This window comes from Pseudomonas delhiensis (assembly GCF_900187975.1).
Taxonomy (GTDB): domain Bacteria; phylum Pseudomonadota; class Gammaproteobacteria; order Pseudomonadales; family Pseudomonadaceae; genus Pseudomonas; species Pseudomonas delhiensis.
Window position 1 is genome coordinate 191923 of sequence record NZ_FZPC01000004.1, and the last position, 26484, is coordinate 218406.

12 protein-coding genes are annotated in these 26484 nt (G+C 67.4%); 11 read left to right on the forward strand and 1 reads right to left on the reverse strand.

The genetic code is table 11. The annotated features are described in order from the left end of the window. Positions 1 to 72 precede the first annotated feature (72 nt). The 10 genes from CHC02_RS05125 (at position 73) to CHC02_RS05170 (ending at position 23248) form a co-directional block, all read left to right on the forward strand. Positions 73 to 5913 (forward strand): Ig-like domain-containing protein, encoded by a 5841-nt coding sequence (locus CHC02_RS05125; RefSeq protein ID WP_089390426.1) that lies wholly within the window; start codon positions 73 to 75, stop codon positions 5911 to 5913. Positions 5914 to 6152: 239 nt separating this feature from the next. After that, complete coding sequence (locus tag CHC02_RS05130; RefSeq protein WP_089390427.1) at positions 6153 to 10232, forward strand: VCBS repeat-containing protein; 4080 nt, start codon at positions 6153 to 6155, stop codon at positions 10230 to 10232. A 289-nt stretch (positions 10233 to 10521) separates the two neighbouring features. Next, positions 10522 to 11778, forward strand: coding sequence for an HlyD family secretion protein (locus CHC02_RS05135; RefSeq protein ID WP_176450310.1), 1257 nt, complete (start codon positions 10522 to 10524; stop codon positions 11776 to 11778). Between the two features lie 12 nt (positions 11779 to 11790). Then, the gene (locus CHC02_RS05140; protein ID WP_089390429.1) at positions 11791 to 13932 is read left to right on the forward strand and encodes a peptidase domain-containing ABC transporter; all 2142 of its coding nucleotides are present in this window, start codon (positions 11791 to 11793) and stop codon (positions 13930 to 13932) included. Further along, entirely contained in the window at positions 13929 to 15335 is a 1407-nt protein-coding gene (locus CHC02_RS05145; RefSeq protein WP_089390430.1) for a TolC family protein, read from the forward strand. The genes CHC02_RS05140 and CHC02_RS05145 overlap by 4 nt, the downstream gene beginning before the upstream one ends. A 901-nt stretch (positions 15336 to 16236) precedes the next feature. Then, positions 16237 to 16638: a hypothetical protein gene (locus CHC02_RS05150; protein WP_089390431.1), complete on the forward strand. Its 402-nt coding sequence runs from the start codon at positions 16237 to 16239 to the stop codon at positions 16636 to 16638. A 559-nt stretch (positions 16639 to 17197) separates the two neighbouring features. Then, positions 17198 to 18574 (forward strand): TolC family outer membrane protein, encoded by a 1377-nt coding sequence (locus tag CHC02_RS05155; RefSeq protein WP_244161034.1) that lies wholly within the window; start codon positions 17198 to 17200, stop codon positions 18572 to 18574. Further along, positions 18571 to 20736: a type I secretion system permease/ATPase gene (locus tag CHC02_RS05160; RefSeq protein WP_089390433.1), complete on the forward strand. Its 2166-nt coding sequence runs from the start codon at positions 18571 to 18573 to the stop codon at positions 20734 to 20736. The genes CHC02_RS05155 and CHC02_RS05160 overlap by 4 nt, the downstream gene beginning before the upstream one ends. Positions 20737 to 20791: 55 nt before the next feature. Continuing rightward, complete coding sequence (locus CHC02_RS05165) at positions 20792 to 21991, forward strand: HlyD family type I secretion periplasmic adaptor subunit (protein WP_089390434.1); 1200 nt, start codon at positions 20792 to 20794, stop codon at positions 21989 to 21991. A gap of 9 nt (positions 21992 to 22000) precedes the next feature. Continuing rightward, positions 22001 to 23248, forward strand: a complete 1248-nt coding sequence (locus tag CHC02_RS05170; RefSeq protein WP_089390435.1) for a tetratricopeptide repeat protein — start codon at positions 22001 to 22003, stop codon at positions 23246 to 23248. 183 nt (positions 23249 to 23431) lie between these two features. Here CHC02_RS05170 and CHC02_RS05175 read toward each other — a convergent pair whose 3' ends face one another. Then, positions 23432 to 24154 (reverse strand): substrate-binding periplasmic protein, encoded by a 723-nt coding sequence (locus CHC02_RS05175; RefSeq protein ID WP_089390436.1) that lies wholly within the window; start codon positions 24152 to 24154, stop codon positions 23432 to 23434. 152 nt (positions 24155 to 24306) lie between these two features. Between CHC02_RS05175 and dnaX the strand changes: the two genes are divergently transcribed. Continuing rightward, positions 24307 to 26445, forward strand: coding sequence for a DNA polymerase III subunit gamma/tau (dnaX, locus tag CHC02_RS05180; RefSeq protein WP_089390437.1), 2139 nt, complete (start codon positions 24307 to 24309; stop codon positions 26443 to 26445). Positions 26446 to 26484 lie beyond the last annotated feature (39 nt).

The window sequence follows — 26484 nt, forward strand, 5'->3', positions numbered from 1 at the left end:
TCTGCCCAATGCAATCGGCCGCCCATCCATGGGCGCTATTTCATCATTGAACAATCAAGGAGTTTTCGGCCCATGACCGAAAAGAACTGGAGCGACGATCAGGACAGCATGCAGGCCAACACATCGGCTGCCCAAGAGGCATCGGCGGGGCGAGTCGCGCCCGCTCCGCAGGCCGAGGAGACCACCCAGGCCAAGCCCACATTCCAGATATGGGATGACTATGGTTACCTCAAGGGAGAGGTGACAGAGGGGACGCGTACCGACGATCCCGCCCTGTCCTTCAAGGGGCAGGGACTGACCGAAGGGCAGGAGGTGACCGTCAAGGCCGTGCTCGAGTCCGGCGAAGTGATGGCGCTGGGCGTCGCAACGGTGCGTAAGAATGGTCACTGGTCCATAAGCCCGAACCTCTCCTTCGTGCAGGAAGGCATGGAAGGCGTGGTGGACTTCTTCATCACCGTCGAGGGTGTCGATTCCGACCCGGTCAAAGGGGTGGTCATCGATCGCATCAGGCCGGAAGAGATTGCGCTGGAGTCGATGCAGGTGCTGGGTGGCGTCCTGCCGGTGACCATCGAGGGTGCCCAGAGCCAGGTCCAGATCAATGCCCAGCGTCCGGTCTTCGACGGAAAATTCAGCCAGGCGGCCAGCCCGGAAGACCTGCAGCACGTGAGGATCGTCATCAAGAAGGATGGCAAGACGATTCTTGGCGACCTGCCGATCGTGGTGAGTGTCGCGGCCGATGGCTCCTGGCATTACGATTGGCCCGAGGAACTGGTTGGGCAGGGCGGCGACTACACGCTCGCCTTCTACATGATGGACGATGCCGGCAACTCCCCCGAGGCGGCTCCGGGCTCCCAGGTTGACAAGCCCTTCCTGCAACTCGAACTGCAACTGGACTTCGTCGCACCCGATGAGGCCGAGCTCAGCCTCACCCTGCACGACGACTTCGGGCCCGTCACCGGTATTATCGCCGCGGGCGGGAAGACCGACGACGCCACCCCGGCGTTGAAAGGGAAGGTGGAGAATTTCGACGCCACCGACGTCAAGTGGGTGGAAATATTCCTCGATGGCACCTCGCTGGGCACGGTGCTGGTGGATGACCAGGGCAACTGGGAATTCACCCCGGAGGAGGGGACGGTGCTCCTTGGCGAGCATAGCTTCGAGGCATACCCGGTGGATGCAGCCGGCAATCGGGGCGCCAATGGGGCAGCCATCGTCTTCGAGGTGGTGGACCCCGCAGTGTTGCCGAACGCGCCGGTCATCAATCAGATCGAGGATGGCCATGGTTCTGTCACCGGCCTGCTGAACGATGGCGACGTCACCGACGACACCAGCCTGAGCGTCAGCGGTACCGCCGAAGCCGGTAATCTCGTGCTGCTGTACGTCGACGGCGAACTGGTCGCCAGCGCCACCGCCGACGAACAGGGCAACTGGACGACGGAGCTGCCGCTGAACGGTGAGGATGGCGAACAGGTCATCACCGCCAAGGCGCAGGACGAGGCTGGCCGCCACAGCGACGAGACCGCTCCGGTTTCCATCGTCCTCGACACCACTGCGCCGGACAAGCCGCAGCAGGCTGGCGCCGAGGACAACGAAGGCGTGGTGCAGGGCCCGATCGGCCAGTATGGAACCACCAATGACAATACTCCGGAATTCAGCGGCCAGGCCGAGCCGGACGCCGTGGTCATCATCAGCGACAACGGCAAACCCCTGGGCAGCGTGGTGGCCGACGCCGAAGGCAACTGGAGCTATACGCCCGAGCCGCCGCTGGACGATGGCTCGCACAGCATCACCGTGCAGGCCCAGGACGCCGCCGGCAACCTCAGCGAGCCCAGCGACGCGCTGGAGTTCAGCGTCTGGAGCGAAGCGCCGCAAGTGCAGATCCTGCATGCGCTGGACGCTGTCGACCCGACCACCGGGCCGGTGGCGGACAATGGCAGCACCAACGACAACCGTCCGACCCTGGTGGGGACCGCGACGGCGGGCGCGCTGGTGATCATCTCCGAAGCCGGGATCGTCCTCGGCAGCGTACAGGCGGACGCCGGGGGCAACTGGAGCCTGCAGCTGTCCCTGTCCCAGGGCGACGGCCCGCACACCTATAGCGCCGAGGTCCAGAGCGCCACCGGCGAATTCGGCCGGGATGACTTCACCCTGCTGATCGATACCCGGGTTCCGGACCGTCCGCTCATCGACAGCGTGCTGGATGATGCCGGTGCGATCACGGGGCCACTGCGCTCCGGTGATACCACCGACGACGCCAAGCCGACCCTGGAAGGCAGCTATGCCGAGCCCAACGGGCTGGTCAAGGTCTATGACAACAAGGGCCTTGATCCGATCGCCAGCATCACGGCCGACGAAAACGGTAACTGGAGCCTGGTACTGCCTGAGCTGGCTGACGGCAAGCACAGCCTGACCGTCACCGTTTCCGACGCCGCGGGCAACGAAAGCAATCCGAGTCGTCCGTTCGAACTGACCGTGGACACCGCTGTGCCGACCGACCTGCGTATCGACGGCATCGAGCTGATCGACGACGTCGACCCGGTCACTGGCGTGATCGCCAATGGCGGCTCCACCGACGACGCCGCGCCGCTCGTGCAGGGCCATGTCGAAGGCGAGGCCGCCTGGGTGGAAATCTACGACGGCGCGACTCTGCTGGGTACCGCCCTGGTGGACGGTGAAGGCAACTGGAGCTTCCAGGCACCTGAACTGGCCTCCGGCGAGCACAGCATCTCCGCCCGTCCGATAAATGCCATCGGCCAGAAGGGCGAGGCCAGCGAAAACATCGGCTTCACCGTGGTGGGCGAAGAAACCCCGCTGCCGGAGATGCCTGTCATCAGTGAAATCCACGATGACGAGGGCTCGGTCACCGGCCCGCTGAGCGACGGCGACGTCACCGATGACACCAGCCTGAGCGTCAGCGGTACCGCCGAAGCCGGCAACCTCGTGCTGCTGTACGTCAACGGCGAGCCGGTTGCCAGCGTCGTCGCCGACGAAAACGGCAACTGGAGCACCGAACTGCCGCTGGCCGGCGATGGCGAGAAGGTCATCACCGCCAAGGCGCAGGACGAGGCTGGCCGTCACAGCGACGAGACCGCCCCGGTCTCCGTCATCCTCGACACCATCGCCCCGGAACAACCGGACGTGATCAGCGCCGAGGACAACGCCGGCGCCATCACCGGGCCGATCGAAGCGGGCAGCGTGACCGACGAAACCCAGCCGACACTGAGCGGCTCGGGCGAGCCGGGCGATACTGTCAGCATCCTCGACAACGGTGAAGAGATCGGCACCGCCATCATCGACGAGAACGGCCATTGGGAATTCACCCCCGAGCCGCCGCTGGAAGAGGGCGACCACAGCATCAGCGTGGTCATCACCGACCCGGCTGGCAACGCCAGCCAGCCCAGCGAATCGCTGGACTTCAGCGTCGACACCAGCGTGCCGCCGATGGTCATCGACCGCATCGAGCTGATCGACGACGTCGACCCGCTCACCGGGGTGATCGCCAACGGCGGTTCCACCGACGATGCTGCGCCGCTCGTACAGGGCCATGTCGAAGGTGAGGCCGCCTGGGTGGAAATCTACGACGGCGCGACCCTGCTGGGTACCGCCCTGGTGGACGGCGAAGGCAACTGGAGCTTCCAGGCGCCCGAGCTGGCCTCCGGCGAGCACAGCATCTCCGCCCGTCCGGTGAACGCCATCGGCCAGGAGGGCGAGGCCAGCGAAAGCATCGGCTTCACCGTGGTGGGCGAGGAAACCCCGCTGCCGCAGCTGCCGGTCATCAGCGAGATCGTCGATGGCGAGGGCTCGGTCACCGGCCCGCTGAACGACGGCGACGTCACCGACGACACCAGCCTGTCGCTCAAGGGCACCGCCGATGCCGGCAACCTCGTGCTGCTGTACGTCAACGGCGAGCTGGCTGCCAGCGTGGTCGCCGATGAAAGCGGCAACTGGAGCACCGAACTGCCGCTGGCCGGCGATGGCGAGAAGGTCATCACCGCCAAGGCGCAGGACGAGGCTGGCCGTCACAGCGACGAGACCGCCCCGGTCGCCGTCATCCTCGACACCACCGCCCCGGAACAGCCGGAAGTAGTGACCGCCGAGGACAACACCGGCGCCATCACCGGCCCGATCGAGCCGGGCAGCGTGACCGACGAAACCCAGCCGACCCTCAGTGGCTCGGGCGAGCCGGGCGATAGCGTGAGTATCCTCGACAACGGTGAAGAAATCGGCACCGCCATTATCGACGAGAACGGCAACTGGGAATTCACACCCGAAGAGCCGCTGGAAGAGGGCGACCACAGCATCAGCGTGGTCATCACCGATCCGGCCGGCAATGCCAGTGAACCCAACGAGTCGCTGGACTTCACGGTGCAGGCCCAGGTACCGACCCTTACCCTCGACTCGGTGTACGACGATGTCGAAGGCATCGTGGGCGAGATCGCCCAGGGCGGGTTGACCAACGACGCGCAACCGATGCTGTCCGGCACGGCCGGCAATGGCGCGGTGCGGGTGATCATCCATGACGGCGAGGTCCTGCTGGGCAGCGCGCTGGTCGATGGCGACGGCAACTGGCAGTTCGAACTGCCGGAGCTGGCCGACGGCGAGCACAGCCTGCGCCTGGTGGCCGAAACCGCCAGCGGTACGCCGAGCGCAAGCCTCGAATGGGGCTTCACCGTCGACACCGAGGTGCCCGGCGTCGTCAGCGGCCTGGACCTGGTCGACGACGAGCCGCTGATCACCGGCACCATCGCCCAGAGCGGCCTGACCAACGACGCCACGCCGACCTTCAGCGGCCAGGCCAGTGGCGCCCAGTGGGTGAACATCTACGACGGCAGCCTGCTGATCGCCAGCGTCGCCGTGGACGCCGAGGGCAACTGGAGCTTCACCCCGGACGAGGCGCTGTACGAAGGCGTGCACCGCTTCAGTGCCGCGGCCGTGGACGAGGCCGGCAACGAAGGTGCGCGCAGCGTTGGCTGGAACTTCACCGTGGATATCACCGCACCGGGCCGGGTCACCAACCTCGGGCTGTACGACATGATCGGACAGAATCCGGAGACGGACTGGGGCGATGTGCCGAACGGTGGCAAGACCGACGACCCCTGGCCGAACTTCTACGGCCAGGTGGACACCTTCGGCGTGAAGTACGTGTACGTCTACGACAATGGCACCTTCCTCGGCTCGGCCACGGTCAACCAGCTCACTCTGGAGTGGGCCTTCGAGCCCTACCTGCAGCTGTCGACCGGAAGCCACAGCTTCCAGGCCTGTGCCGTGGATGAGGCTGGCAACATGGGACCGCTCAGCGACGCCTGGGACTTCACGGTGGCCATTCAAGCGTCGCCCTACCCGTCGATCATCAATGTGTATGACGACGTCGCGGGCGTGTTCCTGCAGAAGGAGGACTTCACCGAGGATACCAATCTGACGGTCAAGGTTTCCTGTGCCCCGGGCAACCTGGTGACGCTCTACGCCAACGACGTGGCGGTGGGTTCCCATGTGGTGGACGAGGATGGCTACTGGACCTTCTCCACCGGTGAACTGGCCCACCTGGCCAAAGACGATGGTTCGGTGGACCTGGTGGTTGGCGCCGAGGACCTGCCGTCGTCCGGGCCTTACACCATCTTCCTGGAGGACAGCGTACTGCAGCCGCAGGTGCTGGCCGAGCCTTACGAGGCCGGCGATGGACTGGTGGCGGGGCTGCTCGGCGCCCTGGCGTCGGGGCAGGAAGCCCGCGCCGAGGCGAAGCCGTTGTCGCTGGCGGACCTGCTGCAGGCCCGGGAGCCGGTGGCCGAGCCCGCCGCGCCCGAGCTGCTGAGTGCAGCCGCGGCGCCGGCGGCGCCCGCGGCCGAGCCGGTGGTCTTCGACAACCCGCTGGTGAAGCAGGACCTGCTGGCGCTGCAACAGCAGCACCTGGTCTGACCCACCCGGCCCCGGCCGACGCCTGGCGTCGGCCGGGGGCCTACCCAGGCGGCATGGGCCCTGGTCCATGCCGCCTTTTTTTGTGCGCCATGCAGCGCGCCGACGGACGTCGGCGGACTTTAGGGCACGCCTTAGATACATCGTGAAGATGGCTTTCTAACATCGCCGCACGCCTGCGAACCGGTTGGCCCCAGGGCATACGGGCAGGCGCATGCCAACAGAAACTTCAGGAGTAGTACATGACCGTCAACCAGAACCCGTTCCGGGATGCCGCGGCCTACGCCGCTTCTCAGGACGAACCCGTCATTCCCGTGGCGCCGCCCGCTCCGAACATCCAGTACATCCTCGACGACACCGGAAGGCCCGAGTATCAGGGCATGGTCCAGCTCAACGGCTACACCGACGACACTACCCCATCCATCGTCGGCAACGGTGCCGCGCCGGGCGACACGATCAAGGTCTACCATGGCGACCGCCTGCTCGGCAGCACCACTGTCCAGGGCAACGGTTCCTGGCGCTTCACCCCGAGCGAGCCGTTGCTGGACGAGGGTATGCAGGTGCTGCGCGCCACCGCCACCGACAAGGACAATGGCCTGGAGAGCGGCTACAGCTCGCCCTTCACCTACATCCTCGACCGCACCCCGCCATCGGCCCAGGCCACGATCAGCAATGTCGCCGAAGCCAGTCCGGAACAGCCGCTGGTGACCGCCGACACCTCGCCGTTGCTCTACGGCACCCTGAGCGTGCCGCTGGCCGCCAACGAGAAGCTGCAGATCAGCCTGGACACCGGCGTCACCTGGCAGGACGTCGACACCGTCAGCGGCGGCTACTGGCAATACCAGGACGTGCGCGAGCTGCAGAACGGCAACTACACCTACCTGATGCGCAGCATCGACGCCGCCGGCAACGAGGGCGCGATGACCGCCCAGCAGATCACCATCAGCCGCGAGGTGGCCCCGCCGCCGCTGGAAGGCATCAAGGTGTACATCACCGGCATCACCCCGGACACCGGCGTTGAAGGCGACTTCATCACCAGCGCCTCGAAGATCACCCTGATGGGCACCCTCAGCGAGGAGCTGCCGGCCGGCGCCAAGCTGCAGGTCAGCGTCGACGGCGGCCAGACCTGGAAGGTCGTGCAGGCCTTCGGCACCGACTGGATCTACATCGATCCCAGCGTGCACAACCTCGGCACCCAGGTTCGCTACGAAGTGCGCGTGGTCGACGCCCAGGGCAAGCCGGTGGCCAGCGCCTACGCGGCCCAGGACGTGCTATTCGACGCCGGCGTGCCGCTGCCGGAAATGCACACCACCATCGATCTGGGCACCGACACCGCGGTGGAGATCGCCGGCCAGTACAGCAATGCGCAGACCGCGCAGAACAACGACTTCATCACCCGCGACAACAGCGTCACCCTGTCCGGCAAGCTGAGCGCGGCCCTGCAGATCGGCCAGCACCTGCAACTGTCCCTGGACGGCGGCAAGACCTGGCAGACCATCATGTCCAACGGCGGCCAGCTGTGGAGCTACACCAGCGACCCGCTGGCGGCCAGCCAGCGCCTGGACGTCGAACTGCGCGTGGCCGACAACAGCGGCAGCACCCTTGGCCTCGGCGAGCGCACGCTCATCGTCGACCTCGACTCGCCGGTGCCCTTCGCCTTCGCCCCGCAGATCGCCTCGCTGACCTCCAGTGGCGAGCGCGCCTACTATTCCAGCTCCCAGTATGGCCTGGCCGAAGCCGGCGCCACCGTGGCCCTGGTCCAGGACGTCAACCGCGACGGCCGCTACCAGGAAGGCCTGGACAAGATCGTCGGCCATGCGGTGGCCGGCAACGACGGCCGCTGGAGCTTCGATGCCATCCTCGCCGATGGCCAGCAGCAGCTGGGCTTCGTCACCTGGGACGTGGCCGGCAACAACTCCGGCTTCGGCCCGCAAGTGCTGACCGACGCCTACCGTCCGGTCAACGAGGTGGGCGCCAGCGTCCAGCAAACCAACTGGGGTGGCGCGGTCCAGTCCGAGCGCGGCTCCAATGCCGCGGCCATGACCATGAGCGCCGATGGCACCTGGTCGTTCTTCCAGAGCACCGGCTATGCGCTGAGCTCCGACACCTACAAGAACTCCGGCCACGTCTACAGCGGCTACGACCGTGAAAACTACCGCGCCAGCTACCTGAGCGAGCCGAGCAAGGTCACCGCCAACGGCCACGGCAACATGATCTCCAGGGCCACTTTCGCCGACTACAACCGCGATGGCCTGATGGACGTGATCGGCCACGTCAGCGGCAACTCCGCGAACCTGCCGGTATGGACCGCGAAGGCCGACGGTACCTACACCGCCGGCTGGGCGAACAACCCGAGCTCGCTGAACATCGGCGGCGTCATCGCCTGGGACGGCAACGGCGACGGCTATACCGACTTCATCGTGGTCGACAACAGCATCGGCAAGTGGGGCTTCAACCTCCTCCGCAACGAGAACGGCGTACTGAAAGGGGAGAAGAAGAACAACACCTGGTGGGGCTCCGAGATCAGCGGCGTCGACCTGGACAACAACGGCACCGTGGACCTGGCAGGGCACAACGACCAGTACGGCAATACCGCCCTCGCCGTGCTGCTGACCCAGGATGATGGTTCCTTCGGCAGGGAGCAGACGTTCGGCAATATGTTCCGCAGCGACAGCGCCAGCCGCACGGAGCACAGCAACCTGTCCACCGCCATGACCTGGGCCGACTTCGACGGCGACGGCGACCTGGACCTGTTCCTGGCCCGCGGCAGCCAATCCTCCACCGGCAAAAAGGGCAACGCCGACGACAGCCGCATCTACCTGAACAAGGGCAATGATGCCAACGGCAAGTGGCTGGGGATCGACAACGAAAATCCGCTGTTCTTCAACGACTTCCTCGGCCAGAACCAGGACGGCCAACTGGTGCATTTCGACGGCGGCGTTTCCTTCGCCGTGGACTGGAACCACGATGGCAGGATGGACGTCATCGAGGCGCCGCGGCAGAACGCCGTGAAGTCCGCCTCCAACGCCCCCATGTCTCCGGTGCTGTTCCTCAACCAGGGCAATGGCGACTGGATGAACACCGGCAAGCTGCTGGCCAACGAGGCCTACGACAACGTCACCGGTGCCGTGGCGGTGGATTATGACTTCGACGGCGCCGTCGACCTGCTGCTGTACCGCACCTCCGGCGAGAAGCACCTGGGCATGATCACCGACACGGCGCCCACGGTACTGATCCGCAACGAGAACCACGTGGCCGAGGGCACCAGCCTGATCCTGCGCATCCTCGACAAGAACGGCCTGAACAGCTACTACGGCAACACCGTGCAACTGTTCGACTCGGCCGGCCGCCTGGTCGCCACGCAGGTCATCAACCCGCAGTCCGGCGTCACCAACGACAGCTCCGGCCTGGTCTACTTCTACGGGCTCGACTCCAGCGAGGTCTACAGCGCCAAGCTGCTGGCCGCGAAGATCAGCGGCCTGGCCGTGCCGGGCAGGTTCGAGGAAGACCTCGGCCTGACCGACCCGACCTGGGGCAACCTGGTCGCCGGCGCCACCGACCACGCCTACGTGCTCACCGCCGGCAAGCCGACCGTGAGCTTCGACAGCCAGGGCGCCGGCACCGTGGGCAGCGGCTACAACGACAGCTTCACCGCCACCGAAGGCAACGATGTCATCAATGGCGGTGGCGGCTGGAACTACCTCACCGACGGCAGCAAGGTCTGGAGCGCCACCCAGGGCATGGACGTGGTCGACTACCAGCACGCCCAGCAGGGCGTGCAGGTCAACCTGCAGAGCGGCCAGTCGGTGGGCATGGGCAACGACACCCTGCTCAACATCGAAGGCCTGAAGGGCAGCGCCCATGCCGACGCCTTCATGGACAACGCGGCCAGCAACCGCTTCGAAGGCCGTGGCGGCGACGACGTCTTCTACCTCTTCGGCGGTGGCAACGACACCCTGGTCTACCGTCCGTCCAGCGGCTGGGACATCTCCGCCGATGGCGGCAACGGCCATGACGTGGTGTTCGGCTTCGGCCTGGGCAACGTGCTGAACAACAGCAATGCCGACATCGTCGACCTGCGCGGCATGCTCGGCTACGGCGGCCCGGTCAGCCTGGTCAAGGATGAGGGCGTGCTGCAGCTGGATGCCTCGTCCCAGGGCCTGCTGGACTACCTGTCGACCCGCGTCGAGGGCAACAACACCATCCTCAGCGTCGACCGCGACGGCATCGGTAGCCAGGTCGGCTCCACCGACCTGGTCCACCTGATGGGTATCCGTACCGACCTGCTGACCCTGATCCAGAACCACCAGATCATGGTCTGAGGCCCCGAACCGCCCCGGCGCCCATGCGCCGGGGCACTCATCCGTTCTGGCGGCGCCGGTTTCCTCCCCCTTGATGGCGCCGCTTTTTTTCGCAGGGGCACGCTTGTTCGCGAGCTTCGGAACAGGCACGGCGTCTTTCGTCGACATTCAGAAAAATCTGGCCGATGTAGGTCTTTTTACTGCTCCTGAATCGGACATCCCCGGTATTTCCACCCGCGCTCCGCCCTGTAGAAAGACCGTCCGCCCCAAGACAACACAAGTGGTCCCTACCTTGAGTACCGAAACACCGCTGTTCCGCACCGAGGCCCTGCAAGGGCAGAGCGCCCAATGGCTGGGCTCGATCATCCTGATACGACCGCTGTCCTTCAGCGTGCTCACCGCCCTGGCCACCCTGTTCGCCCTGCTGGTGATGGGCTTCTTCATCTGGGGCAGCTACACCAAGCGCAGCACCGTGGTCGGGCAATTGCTGCCGGTCAACGGCCAGGCCAAGGTGCACGCGCCGCAGATGGGCGTGATCATCGAGAAATCCGTGCGCGAAGGGCAGAAGGTCGAGCGCGGCCAGACCCTGCTGCGCCTTTCCAGCGAGCGCTACAGCGGCCAGGACCAGGCGGTGCAGGCCGGCATCAGCCACCGGCTGGAGGCCAGCCGCGAGTCCCTGGAGCAGCAACTGGAGAAGCTGCAGCGGCTGCAGGCCGACGAACGCCGCAGCCTGCAGGCCAAGGTCGTCAGCCTGCGCGACGAACTGGCCACCCAGGCCGCCCAGTTGCACAGCCAGCGCCAACTGGTGGCCATCGCCGGCGACGCCGAAGGACGCTACCGCGGGCTGATGGAGAAAGGCTACATCTCCATGGACCAGTTCCAGCAGCGCCAGGCCGACCAGCTCGGCCAGCGCCAGACCCTGCAGCGCCTGGAGCGCGAGCGCATGGCGCTGCAACAGCAGTTGCGTGAGCAGCAGGCCGGCCTCGACGGGCTCGACGCGCGCCATGCCAACCAGCGCGCCGAACTGCAGCGCCAGCTCAACGGCGTGCACCAGCAGCTGGGCGAGAGCGAGGCCAAGCGCACCCTGCGCATCGTGGCGCCGGAGGCGGGCATCGCCACCGCGGTGCTGGCCGAGGTCGGCCAACTGGTCGACCCCTCGCGGCCGCTGCTGAGCATCGTCCCGGAGAACGCCGAGCTGGTCGCCGAACTCTACGCGCCGAGCCGCGCGGTGGGCTTCATCAAGGTCGGCGGCCCGGCGCTGATCCGCTACCAGGCCTACCCGTACCAGAAGTTCGGCCAGTACCGCGGCAAGGTGCTGTCCATCTCGCGCACCTCGCTGCCGTACAACGAGCTGGCGGCCATGGCCGGCAGCGTGCCGGGCGTGGGCCAGAGCGGCGAGCAGTACTACCGCATCCGCGTGCAGCTGGACGAGCAGCAGGTGAAAGCCTACGGCCAGCCGCGCCCGCTGCAGAGCGGCATGCTGCTGGAAGCCGACCTGCTGCAGGAAACCCGAAAACTCTACGAATGGGTCCTCGAACCCCTCTACAGCCTGACCGGCAAACTCTGAGGAACGTGCCGCATGGCTATCTTCGACTCCCTGGCGCTGCGCTTCGGCCGGCGCCTGCCCATCATCCAGCAGACCGAGGCCGCCGAGTGCGGCATCGCCTGCCTGGCCATGGTCGCCGGCTACCACGGCTGCCACAACGACCTGCGCGAGATGCGCCAGCGCTTCAACGTCTCGCTCAAGGGCATCACCCTCAAGCAACTGATCCAGGCGGCGCAGCAGCTGGGCATGGCCACGCGCCCGCTGAAGCTGGGCCTGAATGATCTGCCCAAGCTGCGCACGCCCTGCATCCTGCACTGGGACTTCAAGCACTTCGTCGTGCTCAAGTCGGTGAGCCGGCGCGGGGCGGTGATCCACGACCCGGCCCACGGCATCCGCAAGCTGGATCTTGCGGCGCTGTCGCGTTCCTTCACCGGGGTGGCCCTGGAGCTGTGGCCGGACACCGACTTCCAGAAGAAGGAGGCCAAGCCGAGCCTGCGTCTGCTCGGCATGCTCGGCAAGGTCAGTGGCCTGTACCGTTCCCTGGGCCAGGTGCTGCTGCTGTCGCTGGCCCTGGAGGTATTCGCCCTGGTCAGCCCGTTCTTCATGCAGTGGACCATCGACAACGTCATCCCCAGCAACGACCGTGACCTGCTCACCACGCTGCTGATCGGCTTCGGCCTGATGATGCTGATGCAGCAGGCCATCAGCGCGGTGCGCCAGTGGGTGGGCATGCACATGGGCACGCTGCTCAACGTGCAGTGGCGGGCCAACGTCTTCACCCACCTGCTCAACCTGCCCACGCAGTATTTCGAGAAGCGTCACCTGGGCGACATCGTCTCGCGCTTCGGCGCCGTCGACAGCATCCAGGGCACCCTGACCTCGGCCTTCCTGGTGGCGGTGCTCGATGGCCTGATGACCGTCGCCACCCTGGCCATGATGTTCGTCTACAGCCCGATGCTGGCCTGCATCGCCATCGTCTGCATGACGCTCTATGCGCTGGTGCGCTGGGCCTGGTATCAACCGCTGCGCAATGCCACCGAGGACGAGATCATCCATGCCGCGCGGCAGCAGACGCACTTCCTCGAGACCATCCGCGGGGTCCGTCCGCTGAAGCTGTTCCAGCGCCAGGACGAGCGCCGCGCCACCTGGCTGAGCCTGCTGGTGGAGCAGATCAACGCCAGCCTGCGCACGCAGAAGCTGGGGCTGTTCTACAGCCAGGTCAATGGCCTGCTGTTCGGCATCGAGAACCTGCTGGTGATGTACCTGGGGGCGAGCATGGTGATGGATGGGCATTTCACCGTGGGCATGCTCATGGCCTTCCAGTCCTACAAGGGCCAGTTCGACGGCCGCGTGGGCAGCCTGATCGACAAGTTCTTCGAGCTGCGCATGCTGCAACTGCAGGGCGAGCGCCTGGCCGACATCGTCCTCGAGCCGCCGGAGCAGGTCGGTGGCGGTGCGCCCCCCGAGGTGCTGCAGCAGCGCGAGTTCAGCATCGAACTGCGCGACCTGCGCTACCGCTATTCGGAAAACGAGCCCTATGTGCTCGACGGCATCGACCTGAACATCCGCGCCGGCGAATCGGTGGCCATTGTCGGACCGTCCGGTTGCGGCAAGAGCACCCTGATCAACGTCATGCTCGGCATCCTGCCGCCCACCGGCGGGCAGATCCGCGTGGCCGGCATGGAGCTGTCGCAGATCGGCCTGGACGGCCTGCGCAGCGTGGTCGGCACCGTGCTGCAGGACGACAGCCTGTTCGCCGGCTCGCTGGCGGAGAACATCGCCTTCTTCGACCCGGCGCTGGACATGGAGCGGGTGATGGAGTGCGCGCGCCTGGCGGCGGTCCACGACGAGATCATGGCCGCGCCCATGGGCTACAACACCCTGGTCGGCGACATGGGCACGGTGCTGTCCGGCGGCCAGAAACAGCGCGTGCTGCTGGCCCGGGCGCTGTACAAGCAGCCGAAGATCCTCTTCCTCGACGAAGCCACCAGCCACCTGGACGTGGACTGCGAGCGCCGCGTCAACGAAGCCATCCGTTCGCTGAGCATCACCCGGGTGATGGTCGCCCACCGCCCGGAGACCATCGCTTCGGCCGACCGCGTGGTGCTGCTCGGTGCCGGCCGGGTGAGCGCGGAACAACGCAACCGCCACGACCTGGAGGGCGCACCGCTATGAAGCGTCTGCTCCTGTGCAGCCTGGTACTGAGCGCCAGCCCCGTGTTGGCCGGGCCGGATGTATTCCGTACCGAGCGCTCGGTGGCCGCGGAAAACATCGCCGAGTCGCACCGTGGCGGGGTGGCTTGCCTGTTCAACGCGCCGACCGGGGAACTGGCGCTGGACGAGGCCATAGAGCGGATTCTCTGCCATGATCCGCAGACCGCCCAGGCCTGGGCCGAGGCCAAGGCCCAGGCCGCGCAGCTGGGCGTGGCCTGGTCGGCCTACCTGCCGCGCCTGGGCGCCAGCCTCGGCAGCAGTGACGGCCGTAGCCGTACCGACTACCTGGATTTCGACGGCGTCGAAAGCTCGGCGCGCCAGAAGTCGCTCAATGCCAACCTCGAGCTGAGCTGGGTGCTGTTCGATTTCGGCCGGCGCCGCGCCGCCCTGCGCAGTGCCCGGCAACTGCTGGTGGCGGCCAACGCCAGCCACCAGGCGATGCTGCAGAGTGCCTTCGTCGACGCCGCGCAGACTTACTACGACGCCCTGGCCGCCCAGGACACGCTGGCCGCCGCGGAGCAGGTGCGGGACATGGCCGCGGAGAACTACCAGGCCGCCGACGCCAAATATGCGGCCGGGGCAGCGGCGTTGTCGGACCGCCTGCAGGCGCAGACCGCACAATCGCAATCGGAGCTGCGCCTGGTGCGCGCCCGCGGCAACCTGGACAACGCCCTCGGGGTGCTGGCGCTGCGCATGGGGTTGCCGGCGGAAAGCCGCTTCCAGCTGACCAGCGAGCTGGCGCTGATGCCCGACACCACCTTCGTCAGCGCCATCGATCGCCTGCTGGCCCAGGCGCGCGACCGGCACCCGCAGCTGATCGCCGCCCAGGCCCGGGTCGAAGCCGCCAGCCAGAGGGTGCACGAGGTTCGCGCCGAGGGCCTGCCGACCCTGGCGCTGACCGGCAGTCTCAGCCACTCGCGCAATGATCTGCCGCGTGCGCTCAATGGCGACACCCGGCAGCGCGATACGAGTATCGGCCTGCAGCTGAACATCCCGCTGTTCGAAGGTTTCGAGCGCAACTACCGGGTGCGCGGTGCCAAGGCCGAGGTCCAGGCCAGCCGCGCGGCCCTGGCCGGTACCGAGCAACAGGTCTCGCTGCTGGTCTGGGGCAGCTACCAGCGGCTGATGGTGGACAGCCAGAGCCTGAACAGCACCGACGCCCTGGTCGCGCAATCGCGCCAGGCGCTGGAGGTGACCCAGGGGCGCTACCGCGCCGGGGTCGGCAGCATGATCGAACTGCTCAACGCGCTCAGCGCGTACGCCGACGCCCGCGAACAGCACATCCGGGCGCTGGCCGACTGGCAGAGCGCCCGCCTGCAATTGGCGGCCGGGCTCGGTCGCCTGGGGTTCTGGGCGCTGCGCTGAATGCCTGCGGGCAAGGCCCGGCCCCCGCTGACATCGACACTGAAGCCGCGCTGGAATCCTCCAGGCGGCTTTTTTTCTGCCCACAGCACAGCCCGGTGTCGCCCGGGCGAGCGGGGGGCTGTGTTGGGGGGGCTTGTGAAGTGACCGAAATGGGTCGTCTACCAATTCGGTCCGGTGCGTTTATCCATCGCTGCGGGTAACACTCCAGGTTTCATTGCATTTCATGCACCGATATCGCGGTTGCCATCAGCAAGGCGCATGCATTTTTTCCAATTTCAGATGTTCCAATCAGGAATCATCGTCGTTGCCCTCGTCTTCTGGGGGCTGTCTTGTCAGCGGTATCGCCCAAGGCGCCGGCTGCCAGGTCCAGACGCGGGGTGGCGGCGGGGCTTCCGACATTCTCCGGGTACTGCCTGCCGTTCATTGCCGTTGCTAACTTCCCGGCTTTCGGGGCTGTGCAGGATTCAGCGGCTTTATTGAAATGATCTGCATGAGAAGTCCCTGTATGAAAATTCCAAACTATCGGGTTGTATTCTGCCGGCCATATCCTGCGAATTCCTGATGATGGCACTTTCCAGTGTTTTTGGGTTGTCATCAGTAGTTTGATCAACAAGAATTTACCTGTCGCATCGGCCTTGTGCTTGTTGCGAAATAGCCGGCGCCGAAATTGTCGCGGAGTCTCCGCGTGGTAATTGAAATGGCCTTGGGCTGAAGTACTTCCTGTTGATCAACAAGCCACGATCCTTGGCTGGGCTTTTGCCGTGGATATTGGTTGTTGCGGATCATTCTTGGAAAGCTTCAGACGGCCTTGCTATTGCTGTTCATATCGGTGGCGGTATGTCGAGAAAATGAGCCGTGATTTGAAAGCGGTAATTCTGTTAGCTGCAAGGAGTCTATCCAAATGCAAGAACTGAAAATGCAAGAAATCGAGATGGTAGCGGGCGCGGGTATCATCGAGGACGTGGTCGGTCGCATCGGTGCGGCCATCATGCTGGTCCCGCTGTCCCTCAGCACCGGTGTCGCCAAGGGCGTGGTAACCGGTGGCTCCGTGGGTGGCATCCTGGGCGTTGGTGTCGCCAGTGGTGCCTTCGGTGGTGTCATCGGTGGCGTTCTTGGCGTCATTCATGCGGTTACCTACGGTCTGGTGAATGGCTGGGACATGTCGCTGCAAACCTTCAACAGCAACGCAGAAGGCTGGTGGCGCATGGATTACCCGGCACCGCAGGTCGGCCACGGCGGCGGTCTGCTGGGCGGCCTGATCGGCGGCAGCGGCGGCAGCGGCGGTTCTGTGAGCCCGCGTTGATCCCCAGAAGAGGCCATCGCCCATCGGGTGGCCTTTAGCTGTCTCGGAGCCTGCCGGTAAACGGCAGGCTCTGTCGCATATTCGCTTGTTCAGTTTCCATTGCCCGGGTTTGCCGAACTTCATGGAGCGGAAAATAATTCGCTATATCTATGCGGACTGAAAATAATAAGCCGTGCTGGTGCGAGTCATGCTGGTTGTATCGAAAACCACTGCTTCGGTAGTGGTTTTTTATTGTGTCGAATTTAGGGAAGATCCTACCGGTTCAGGTCGGAGTTGATGGATTTTTGGTTTTTTGTATAAGAAAAATCCTACATGCTGGTTCGTATTTATCCTCTGATGGGACGAGTTGTCGGGTAATAGACTGATAGGCATCAGTAATAAACGGCATTTTCGGATGTTCTCTCAAAGATAGCCTTTGCGGTGATCCGTAGTATTGCCGCCTCGGTTTTTCAGGGTGGTTCGGATGTATCTCAATAAACTGTATTGGGGAATGTTGGCTTGCCTGGCATTTTCTTCTCTGGCAGTTGCCGGCGAGACTGCTGGCAAAAACGGCAAGCGCATGGTCTGCCGGCCCGAATGCCAGTGGCTGGACGCCGCCGTGCCCGTGCCGGCGGCGCCCGCGGCCACGGCGGTGCGCCAGGCCGTGGCGCGGGCCGGTGCGCAGCCCAGGCTGGACCTGTCGGTCGATCACCTGGCCCGGGACTGGCAGCCGGCGGATACCGGGGCGGGGCAGGGCGGTGCCCTGGACCTGTGGCGCGCGGTCGGCCTGGCGGTGGAAACCTACCCGTCGATCCGCGATGCCGCCGCCCAGCTGGACCAGCAACGCGAAGCGATCAACGTGGCCAGGGCCGGCTACCTGCCGACCATCCAGACCGGCCTCAACACCGGCAGGCAGGGCGCCTATGGCAGCGGGCAGAACCTGTCGCTGTCCGCCTCGCAGATGATCTACGACTTCGGCAAGGTGGCCAACGCGGTCAAGGGCGCCGAGGCTGGCGTGCGCGTGCAGCGCTTCCAACTGATGAGCGAGGTGGACGAGGTCGCCCGGCAATCGGCCCAGGCGCTGATCGAGGTCGCCCGCTACCGCGCCCTGCGCGATAGCGCCCGGACCCTGGTGGACAGCCTGCAGCGCCTGCGGCAACTGGCCCGGCAGCGCGCCGACGAGGGCGCCAGCACCCAGGCCGATCTGATCCAGGCGCAGTCGCGGGTGGAGGCGGCCGAGGCCTCGCTGCTGGCCATCCAGACCCAGCTGCAGCAGCAGAAGAGCAAGCTGCGCACCATGATCGGCCGCGAGGTGAGCGAGGCCGCGGTGAGCGTGCCCGCCGAACGCCTGCAGCAGGCCGTGCGGCTGATCGAGCCGAACCCGCGGATGCCGGTGAGCGTGCGCATGGCCCTGGCCGAGCGCGAGGAGGCCGAGGCCCAGCTGTCCCTGGCGCGGTCCAACACCCGGCCGACCTTCACCGTCGACGGCGGCGTCAACAAGTACTTCGGCAATGCCGGCGACATGGCCGGCGAGCGCGTCTACACCCTGACCCTCGGCGTCAAGCACGACCTCTTCGCCGGCGGCGCGCCCTCGGCGCGGGTGCGCGGCGCCGGCCAGGCGCTGCGGGCGGCGGAAGAGCGCGTGCACACCCGGCAGCTGGAGGCCCGCGACCAGTGGACCGCCCTGCAGGAGCAGATGGGCGGCCTCGACGAGCGCCTGCGGGTGCTCGCCGACCGCCAGAAGAGCATCGTCGACACCCAGCGCCTGTACCGCGAGCAGTACCTGTCGCTGGGCACCCGCACGCTGCTCGACCTGCTCAACGCCGAGCAGGAGATCTTCCAGGCGCAGAGCGATTCGGTGAACGCCCGCCACGACCTGTGGAGCGCCCAGGTGGCCTTCATCAACGCCACCGGACGGATGCACGACGTCTTCCAACTCGAGAGTGATTCCCTATGACCGCGCAAGCGCAACGCCCGGTGGCCGACAGCGCCCCCTGGCTGGAAGCCATGCTGATGGTGGCCCGGCACTACCGCCTGGACGTATCCGAGGAGCGTGTTCGCGTCGGCCTGGAATGGCACCGCGGCCTGGACCTGGACGGCCAGCTGCAGCACATGGCCCGCGACATGGGCCTGACGCTGCGCGCCGAGGCCCTGGACAAGGGCGTGCTCGACCCCTGGCGGCTGCCGGTGCTGGCGCAGTTCTCCGGCGGCCAGGTGGGGCTGATCGAGAGCGTCGACGGCAACGGCGGCGTCGGCGTGCGCCTGAGCGGCGAGCAGGGCGTGCTGCAGGCGCTGCCGGCCGCCGAAGTGGCCGAGCGGGTGCAGCGGGTGTACCGCCTGCGCCCCGAGGTGGCGGTGGCGGACGTGCGCGTCGACGACTACATCAAGCCCTACCAGCCCAACTGGTTCTGGAGCCTGGTGCTGCGCGACTGGCGGCGCTACGGCGACGTGATGCTCGCCTCGCTGGTGGCCAACGTGCTGGCCCTGGCTTCCATGCTGTTCTCCATGCAGGTCTACGACCGCGTGGTGCCGGCGCAATCCGAGCCGACCCTGTGGGTGCTGTTCGGTGGGGTGATGCTGGCGGTGCTCATCGGCTTCGGCATGCGCCTGGCGCGCACCCACATCTCCGACCTGATCGGCAAGCGCGCCGACCTGCGCATCTCCGACCGCGTCTTCGGCCACGCCCTGCGCCTGCGCAACGAGGCCATCTCCAAGTCCACCGGCTCGTTCATCTCGCAGATCCGCGAGATGGAGCAGGTGCGCGAGCTGATCACCTCGACCACCCTGGGCGCGCTGGCCGACCTGCCGTTCTTCTTCCTGTTCCTGGTGGTGCTCTGGTCGGTGGGCGGGAGCATGGCCCTGGTGCCGCTGGCGGTGCTGCCGCTGCTGCTGATCCCCGGCCTGCTGGCGCAGAAGCCGCTGGGGCGGCTGTCCAAGGAGGGCATGCGCGAGTCGGCGATCCGCAACGCCATGCTGGTGGAGGCGGTGCAGGGCATCGAGGACGTCAAGCAACTGCGCGCCGAGCAGCGCTTCCAGAACCAGTGGAACCACCTCAACGAGGTCTCGGCCACCGTCAGCATGCGCCAGCGCTTCATCACCGGCGCGCTCATGGCCTGGACCCAGGAAGTGCAGACCCTGGTGTACGTGCTGGTGGTGCTGGTCGGCTGCTTCCAGGTGATGAGCGGCGACATGACCACCGGCGCGCTGATCGGCATGTCCATCCTGTCCTCGCGGATGATCGCGCCCCTGGCGCAGATCTCCGGGATCATGTCGCGCTGGCAGCAGGCCAAGGTCGCCCGCGAGGGCCTGGAAGAACTGATGAAGCGGCCGGTGGAAAGCGCCGAGGGCGGCAAGCGCCTGCACCGCCCGGTGCTGCACGGCGACTACCAGCTCGAAGGCGTGCGCTTCCGCTACGGCCAGGACGACAAGCGCCCGGCCATCGAGGTGGCCCAGCTGCGCATCGCCGCCGGCGAGAAGGTCGCCATCCTCGGCCGCAACGGCGCCGGCAAGTCCAGCCTGCTGCAACTGCTGGCCGGCATGTACCGGCCGCAGGAGGGCAGCCTGCTGCTCGACTCGCTGCGCCTGGAACTGATCGACCCCTACGACGTGCGCCGCGACGTGGCCTTCCTCAGCCAGCAGGCCAACCTGTTCTTCGGCACCCTGCGCGAGAACCTGACCATGGGCCGGCCCAACGCCAGCGACGAGGAGCTGCTCGAGGCCCTGCGCCTGAGCGGCGCCCTGGGCCTGGTGCAGGCCCTGCCCGATGGCCTGGAGCACATGGTCCAGGAGGGCGGCCGCGGCCTCTCCGGCGGCCAGCGCCAGAGCCTGCTGCTGGCCCGCACGCTGCTGCGCCAGCCGCGCGTGCTGCTGCTCGACGAGCCCACCGCCTGGCTCGACGAGGTGGGCGAGCAGGCCCTGATCCGCCACCTGGAGCCCTGGCTGAAGTCGCGCACCCTGGTGGTGGCGACCCACCGCCCGGCGGTGCTCAAGTGGGTCGACCGCATCATCGTCGTGGACAACGGCCGCGTCGTGCTCGACGACACCAAGCAGGCGGTGCTGGCCAAGCTCGCCGGCCCGCCGCCGGCCAAGCCCGGCGAGAAGGCCCCGGCGGTGGCCTGAGGCCGCCCACGCAATTCGCAGAGGACGCGGGCCCTGGCCCGTGTCGGGAGTGACCATGCAAGCCAATTCGATTCAAGCGCCCGGGGCCGCGCCCCTGGCCCCCTATTTCCAGGCGAAGGAGCGCGCGCCCCGCGCCGCCTGGCTGGTCTGGTGCGTGCTAGGCGGCATGCTGCTGCTGTTCGCCTGGGCCTACCTGTTCGAGCTCGACGAAGTCTCCACCGGCACCGGCAAGGTGATCCCCAGCTCCCGCGAGCAGGTGGTGCAGTCCCTGGAGGGCGGCATCCTCGCCGAACTGCGGGTCAAGGAGGGCGACCGCGTCGACGCCGGCCAGGTGCTGGCCCAGCTCGACCGCACCAAGACCGAGTCCTCGGTGGGCGAGAGCGCCTCGCGCCTGCGCGCCGCCCTGGCCATGGCCGCGCGCCTGCGCGCCGAGGTGGACGGCGGCGAACTGGTGTTCCCTCCGGAAGTGCTGGAGGAGCCGGACCTGGTGAGGTCCGAGGCCGCCCTGTACAAGTCGCGGCGCGACAGCCTGCAGAAGAGCCTGCAGGGCATCAACGAGGCCCTGGCGCTGGTCCGCAAGGAGCTGAAGCTGACCACGCGCCTGGCCGAGATCGGCGCGGCGAGCAACGTCGAGGTGCTGCGCCTGAAGCGCCAGGCCAACGAGCTGGAGCTCAAGGCCACCGAGACGCGCAACCAGTACTACGTCAAGGCCCGCGAGGAGCTGGCCAAGGCCAATGGCGAGGTGGAGGCGCAGCAGTCGGTGACCCGCGGCCGCGCCGACTCGCTGTCGCGCCTGACCGTGGTCTCGCCGGTGCGCGGCATCGTCAAGGACATCGAGGTGAACACCGTCGGCGGCGTCATCCCGCCCAACGGCCGCTTCATGGTCATAGTGCCGGTGGAGGACCAGTTGCTGGTGGAGGCGCGCATCTCGCCGCGCGACGTGGCCTTCATCCACCCCGGCCAGCCGGCCACGGTGAAGATCAGCGCCTACGACTACGCCATCTACGGCGGCCTGGACGGCAAGGTGACGCACATCTCGCCGGACACCATCCAGGACGAGGTGCGCCGCGACCAGTACTACTACCGGGTATTCGTGCGCACCCAGACCGACTCGCTGCAGAACAAGGACGGCAAGAGCTTCCCGATCTTCCCCGGCATGGTCGCCACGGTGGACGTGCACACCGGCAGCAAGACCGTCTGGGACTACCTGACCAAGCCGCTCAACCGCGCCCGCGAAGCGCTGCGCGAACGCTGAGGAGGCGCCATGGCCAAGCAACGCACCCCCAGCTACCGCGAGCGCCGCGAGGTGGAGGCCGCCGGCAGGCGTGCCAGCGCGCTCTATGCCCAGGGCCGGCATGAGGAGGCCCTGCAACTGTGCCTGCAGACCGCCCGGCGCTGGCCGCAGCTGGCGGTGGCCTGGACCGACGCGGCGGTCAACTGCATCAAGCTGGAGCGCTGGCAGCAGGCCGTCGAGCACGCCGGCCGCGCCCTGGCCGCCGGCGGCACCAGCCTGGCGCTGTTCGATGCCCTGTCCCACGCCCACTGCGCGCTGCGCCAGTGGGACCAGGTGCGCCAGCACGGCCTGCACGCGCTGACCCTGCGCGACCGCCAGTTCGGCGTCGAGCCGCCGTTGGCCCACGCCCTGCCGCCGCTGCCGCCACCACCCAGCGCCGCCACCCGCGGGCGCAACCTGATCGCCTTCTCGCTGTTCGGCGCCAGCGCCAAGTACTGCGAGACGGCGGTGCTCAACGTGCTGGAGCAGCCGCGCATCTACCCGCACTGGACCTGCCGCTTCTACATCGACGACAGCGTGCCCGAGGCCATCGTCCGCCGCCTGCGCGACAACGGCGGCGAAGTGGTGCTGGTCGACGAGGCCGTGCGCCAGTGGCCGGGGCCCATGTGGCGTTTCCTGGCGCTGGACGATGCCCGGGCCCAGCGCATCCTGTTCCGCGACGCCGACTCGGTGATCAGCGAACGCGAGGCCGAGGCGGTGGCCGAATGGCTGGCCAGCGACAGGCACTTCCACGCCCTGCGCGACAACGGCACCCACACCGAGCTGCTCCTGGCCGGCCTGTGGGGCGCGGTGGGCGGGGCGCTGCCGCCGCTGGTGGAGCTGCTCCGGCCGTTCTTCGCCGAGCCGCTGGCCTCGCGGCATTTCGCCGACCAGCACTTCCTGCGCCGCTACGTCTGGCCCTACGCGCGGCGCAGCCTGTTGCAGCACGACTCGATGTTCGGCTTCCTGGGCGCCGCCGGCTTCCCCGGCGGGCCCATGCCGGACGACTTCCACGTCGGCTACGCCGAAGGCTCGCCACGCTTCGAAGTGCCCTGCACCCTGGCCGAGGGCACCCGGGTGCGCTGGACCCTGTACCGCAGGAGCGGGGAGGGCGAGCAGGCGATCTGTGACTACGCCGCCACGGTGACCGACGGCGCGGTGCACGGGCACATCCCGGCGCGCTACGCCGAGTGGATCCGCCGCGGCGAAGCGCGCATCGCGGTGGCGCCGGAGGCGTAGGGCGTACAACCGTTCGCGGTTGTACGCCGTTTCACCGATCTTGCAGGGGCCCGCGCGGGATTCGGCCAAGGCCAAACGGCGGATAACGCGGAGCGTTATTCGCCCTACGCCAGGCCCACCCGTAGGGCGTACAACCGTTCGCGGTTGTACGCCGTTTCACTATGGCTGGCCCTGGCGTGGCCGTCAGCGATAGTGATCGAGGATGCGCTCGATTTCCCCGGAGGCCTTGAGCTCGGCCAGGGCGTCGAGCACCGCCTGGGTCGGCAGTTGCGGGTCGTCGAGGACCATGCAGCCCAGTTCCGCCTGGTCGAGCTGGGCGGCGGGGTAGAGGCGGTGCCCGGCCGGCCGCGCGAGGTTGAACCAGTTCAGCGCCACCTCGCTGGCCACCGCATAGTCGTAGCGCCCGGCTTCCAGCTTCTTCAGCACCAGCTCCTGGTTGCGTGCATCGTCGCGGTGCAGGCGCCCGCTGGCGAACGACAACTGCAGGTAGGGGTAGGCGTAGCCGAGGACGGTGCCGATGCTCTGCCCGGCCAGGCTGGCGACGTCCACCGGGGCCCGCTCCCGGGCCACCAGCAGGTCGCGCTGGATCATCAGCGGCACGCTCCAGCGGTAGTCGCGGAATTCCTCGCTGAGCCAGGCGGGGGAGATGTAGCAGCGCACGTCGATGCTGTGGTTGTGCAGGGCCTGTTCCACCCGGGCCCGTGGCAGCACGTGGAAGGACGGGGCCATGCCGACCTTGCGCGCGGTGCGGGTGAACAGCTCGAAGAGGATACCGCCGGTCAGTTGGCCGTCCTCGACCCGCGCCAGCGGCATGGCCCAGCCTTCGACCACCGAGAAACTCAGCTGCCGGGGATCGGCCTGGGCCAGGCCGGCGATGAGTAGGAGGGCGGGGACGAGTGCGCGCATTCGGGCTCCGGACGTGCGGAAGCAGGACACAATGCCTGTTTGGAAGGGTTCTTGCCAAGCCTGTCAGGTTCCAGGCCCCTGCATCGGGTGCAATTTCCGGTCCTCTTCGCTAGGATTAGCCCACTTCCGCCTACCAGCCGCGATGGATTTCAATGAGTTATCAGGTTCTTGCCCGCAAATGGCGTCCGCGTTCGTTCCGCGAAATGGTCGGCCAGGCCCACGTCCTCAAGGCCCTGATCAACGCGCTGGACAACCAGCGCCTGCACCACGCGTACCTGTTCACCGGGACCCGCGGCGTGGGCAAGACCACCATCGCGCGCATCCTCGCCAAGTGCCTGAACTGCGAGACCGGCATCAGCTCCACCCCCTGCGGCCAGTGCTCGGTGTGCCGGGAGATCGACGAGGGCCGCTTCGTCGACCTCATCGAAGTGGACGCCGCCAGCCGCACCAAGGTCGAGGACACCCGCGAACTGCTGGACAACGTGCAGTACGCGCCGAGCCGGGGCCGCTACAAGGTCTACCTGATCGACGAAGTGCACATGCTTTCCAGCCACAGCTTCAACGCCCTGTTGAAGACGCTGGAAGAGCCGCCGCCCCACGTCAAGTTCCTGCTGGCCACCACCGACCCGCAGAAGCTGCCGGTGACCATCCTCTCGCGCTGCCTGCAGTTCAGCCTGAAGAACATGCCGCCGGAGCGCGTGGTGGAGCACCTGACCCAGGTGCTCGGCGCCGAGAACGTGCCCTTCGAGGAAGACGCCCTGTGGCTGCTGGGCCGCGCCGCCGACGGCTCCATGCGCGACGCCATGAGCCTGACCGACCAGGCCATCGCCTTCGGCGAGGGCAAGGTGCTGGCCGCCGACGTGCGCGCCATGCTCGGCACCCTCGACCACGGCCAGGTCTACGGTGTGCTCCATGCGCTGCTCGAAGGCGACGCGCGGGCCCTGCTGGACGCCGTGCGCCACCTGGCCGAGCAAGGCCCGGACTGGGGCGGGGTGCTGGCCGAGATCCTCAACGTGCTGCACCGCGTGGCCATCGCCCAGGTGCTGCCGGACGCCGTCGACAACGGCCAGGGCGACCGCGACAAGGTGCTGACCCTGGCCCAGGCGCTGCCCGGCGAGGACGTGCAGTTCTACTACCAGATGGGCCTGATCGGCCGCCGCGACCTGCCCCTGGCGCCGGACCCGCGCAGCGGCTTCGAGATGGTGCTGCTGCGCATGCTGGCCTTCCGCCCGGCGGACGGCGGCGCCCCACCGAGGTCGCCGCTAAAGGACCTGGGGATCGGCAAGGCCACGGCTGATTCCAACCGCAACCCAGTGGCCGGCGCCGCCGTCGCGGCGCCGGCAGCCGTTGCCAGCGTGGCGAGCGTGCCGGTGGTGTCCACCGTGCCCGCCGCCGTTGCGCCGGCCGCGCCCGCGCCCGCGCCGCAGCCTGTGGCGGCTCCGGCTCCGGCTCCGGCTCCGGCTCCGGTGGTGGAGGCCGAGCCTGTGCCCGAACCCGCGCCGGCGCCCGTCGTCCCCGTCGTCGAGGCCGCCCCCGTCGAGCCCGCTCCGCAGGCCCCGGTCGAGGCCGCGCCCGCCGAACTGCCCGCGGTCGAACCACAGGCCGCCGTGGAGGCGCCGGCCCCCGCCGTCGACCTGCCCTGGGAAGAACCCGCCGCGCCGGCTGCCGCGCAGCCGCAGGTCGAGCCCCAGCCGGCGCCCGCGCCCGTTGCGCTTCCTGAGCCTGCGCCCATCGTCATGGCCGACAGCGAGGACGACGACCGCGACGAAGAGCCGCCGCCGGCCGACGACTACTATGAAGTCGACATGGATGCGCTCAGCTACCTGGACGCTGGCGACGAGCGGCAGGCCGAGGCCCGGCCCGAGCCGGAACCGGAGCCCGCGGCCCTGCCGGCCACGGGCCTGGCCGCCGAGTGGCTGGACCTGTTCCCGCGCCTGGGCCTGGGCGGCCTGACCGCGAGCATCGGCGCCAACTGCACCCTGGTGGCGGTGGAGGACGACGTCTGGCACCTGCACCTGGACCCGGGGCAGAGCGCGTTGTACAACGCCACCCAGCAGCGCCGCCTGAACGAGGCGCTGAACCAGTACCATGGGCGCCCCCTGAAGCTGGAAGTGACCATCCAGAAGCCCGAGCAGGAAACCCCGGCCCAGGCCGCGGCGCGCAAGCGCGCCGAGCGCCAGCGCGAGGCCGAGGCCTCCATCGGGGCCGACCCGTACGTGCTGCAGATGCGGCAGCAGTTCGGCGCGGTGGTCCGCGCCGGTACCATCGAACCCCTGGCGGCGAAGGCCTGACCGCCTGCGCCCAACCAACCCTGAACGACCGAGGTGATC

Bases quoted from the DNA above. Each gene is read 5' to 3' on its own strand.
- CHC02_RS05175 (WP_089390436.1), bottom strand. From the start codon at position 24,154: ATGCGCGCACTCGTCCCCGCCCTCCTACTCATCGCCGGCCTGGCCCAG.
- CHC02_RS05130 (WP_089390427.1), top strand. From the start codon at position 6,153: ATGACCGTCAACCAGAACCCGTTCCGGGATGCCGCGGCCTACGCCGCT.
- CHC02_RS05155 (WP_244161034.1), top strand. From the start codon at position 17,198: ATGGTCTGCCGGCCCGAATGCCAGTGGCTGGACGCCGCCGTGCCCGTG.
- CHC02_RS05140 (WP_089390429.1), top strand. From the start codon at position 11,791: ATGGCTATCTTCGACTCCCTGGCGCTGCGCTTCGGCCGGCGCCTGCCC.
- dnaX (WP_089390437.1), top strand. From the start codon at position 24,307: ATGAGTTATCAGGTTCTTGCCCGCAAATGGCGTCCGCGTTCGTTCCGC.
- CHC02_RS05125 (WP_089390426.1), top strand. From the start codon at position 73: ATGACCGAAAAGAACTGGAGCGACGATCAGGACAGCATGCAGGCCAAC.
- CHC02_RS05160 (WP_089390433.1), top strand. From the start codon at position 18,571: ATGACCGCGCAAGCGCAACGCCCGGTGGCCGACAGCGCCCCCTGGCTG.
- CHC02_RS05170 (WP_089390435.1), top strand. From the start codon at position 22,001: ATGGCCAAGCAACGCACCCCCAGCTACCGCGAGCGCCGCGAGGTGGAG.
- CHC02_RS05150 (WP_089390431.1), top strand. From the start codon at position 16,237: ATGCAAGAACTGAAAATGCAAGAAATCGAGATGGTAGCGGGCGCGGGT.
- CHC02_RS05165 (WP_089390434.1), top strand. From the start codon at position 20,792: ATGCAAGCCAATTCGATTCAAGCGCCCGGGGCCGCGCCCCTGGCCCCC.
- CHC02_RS05145 (WP_089390430.1), top strand. From the start codon at position 13,929: ATGAAGCGTCTGCTCCTGTGCAGCCTGGTACTGAGCGCCAGCCCCGTG.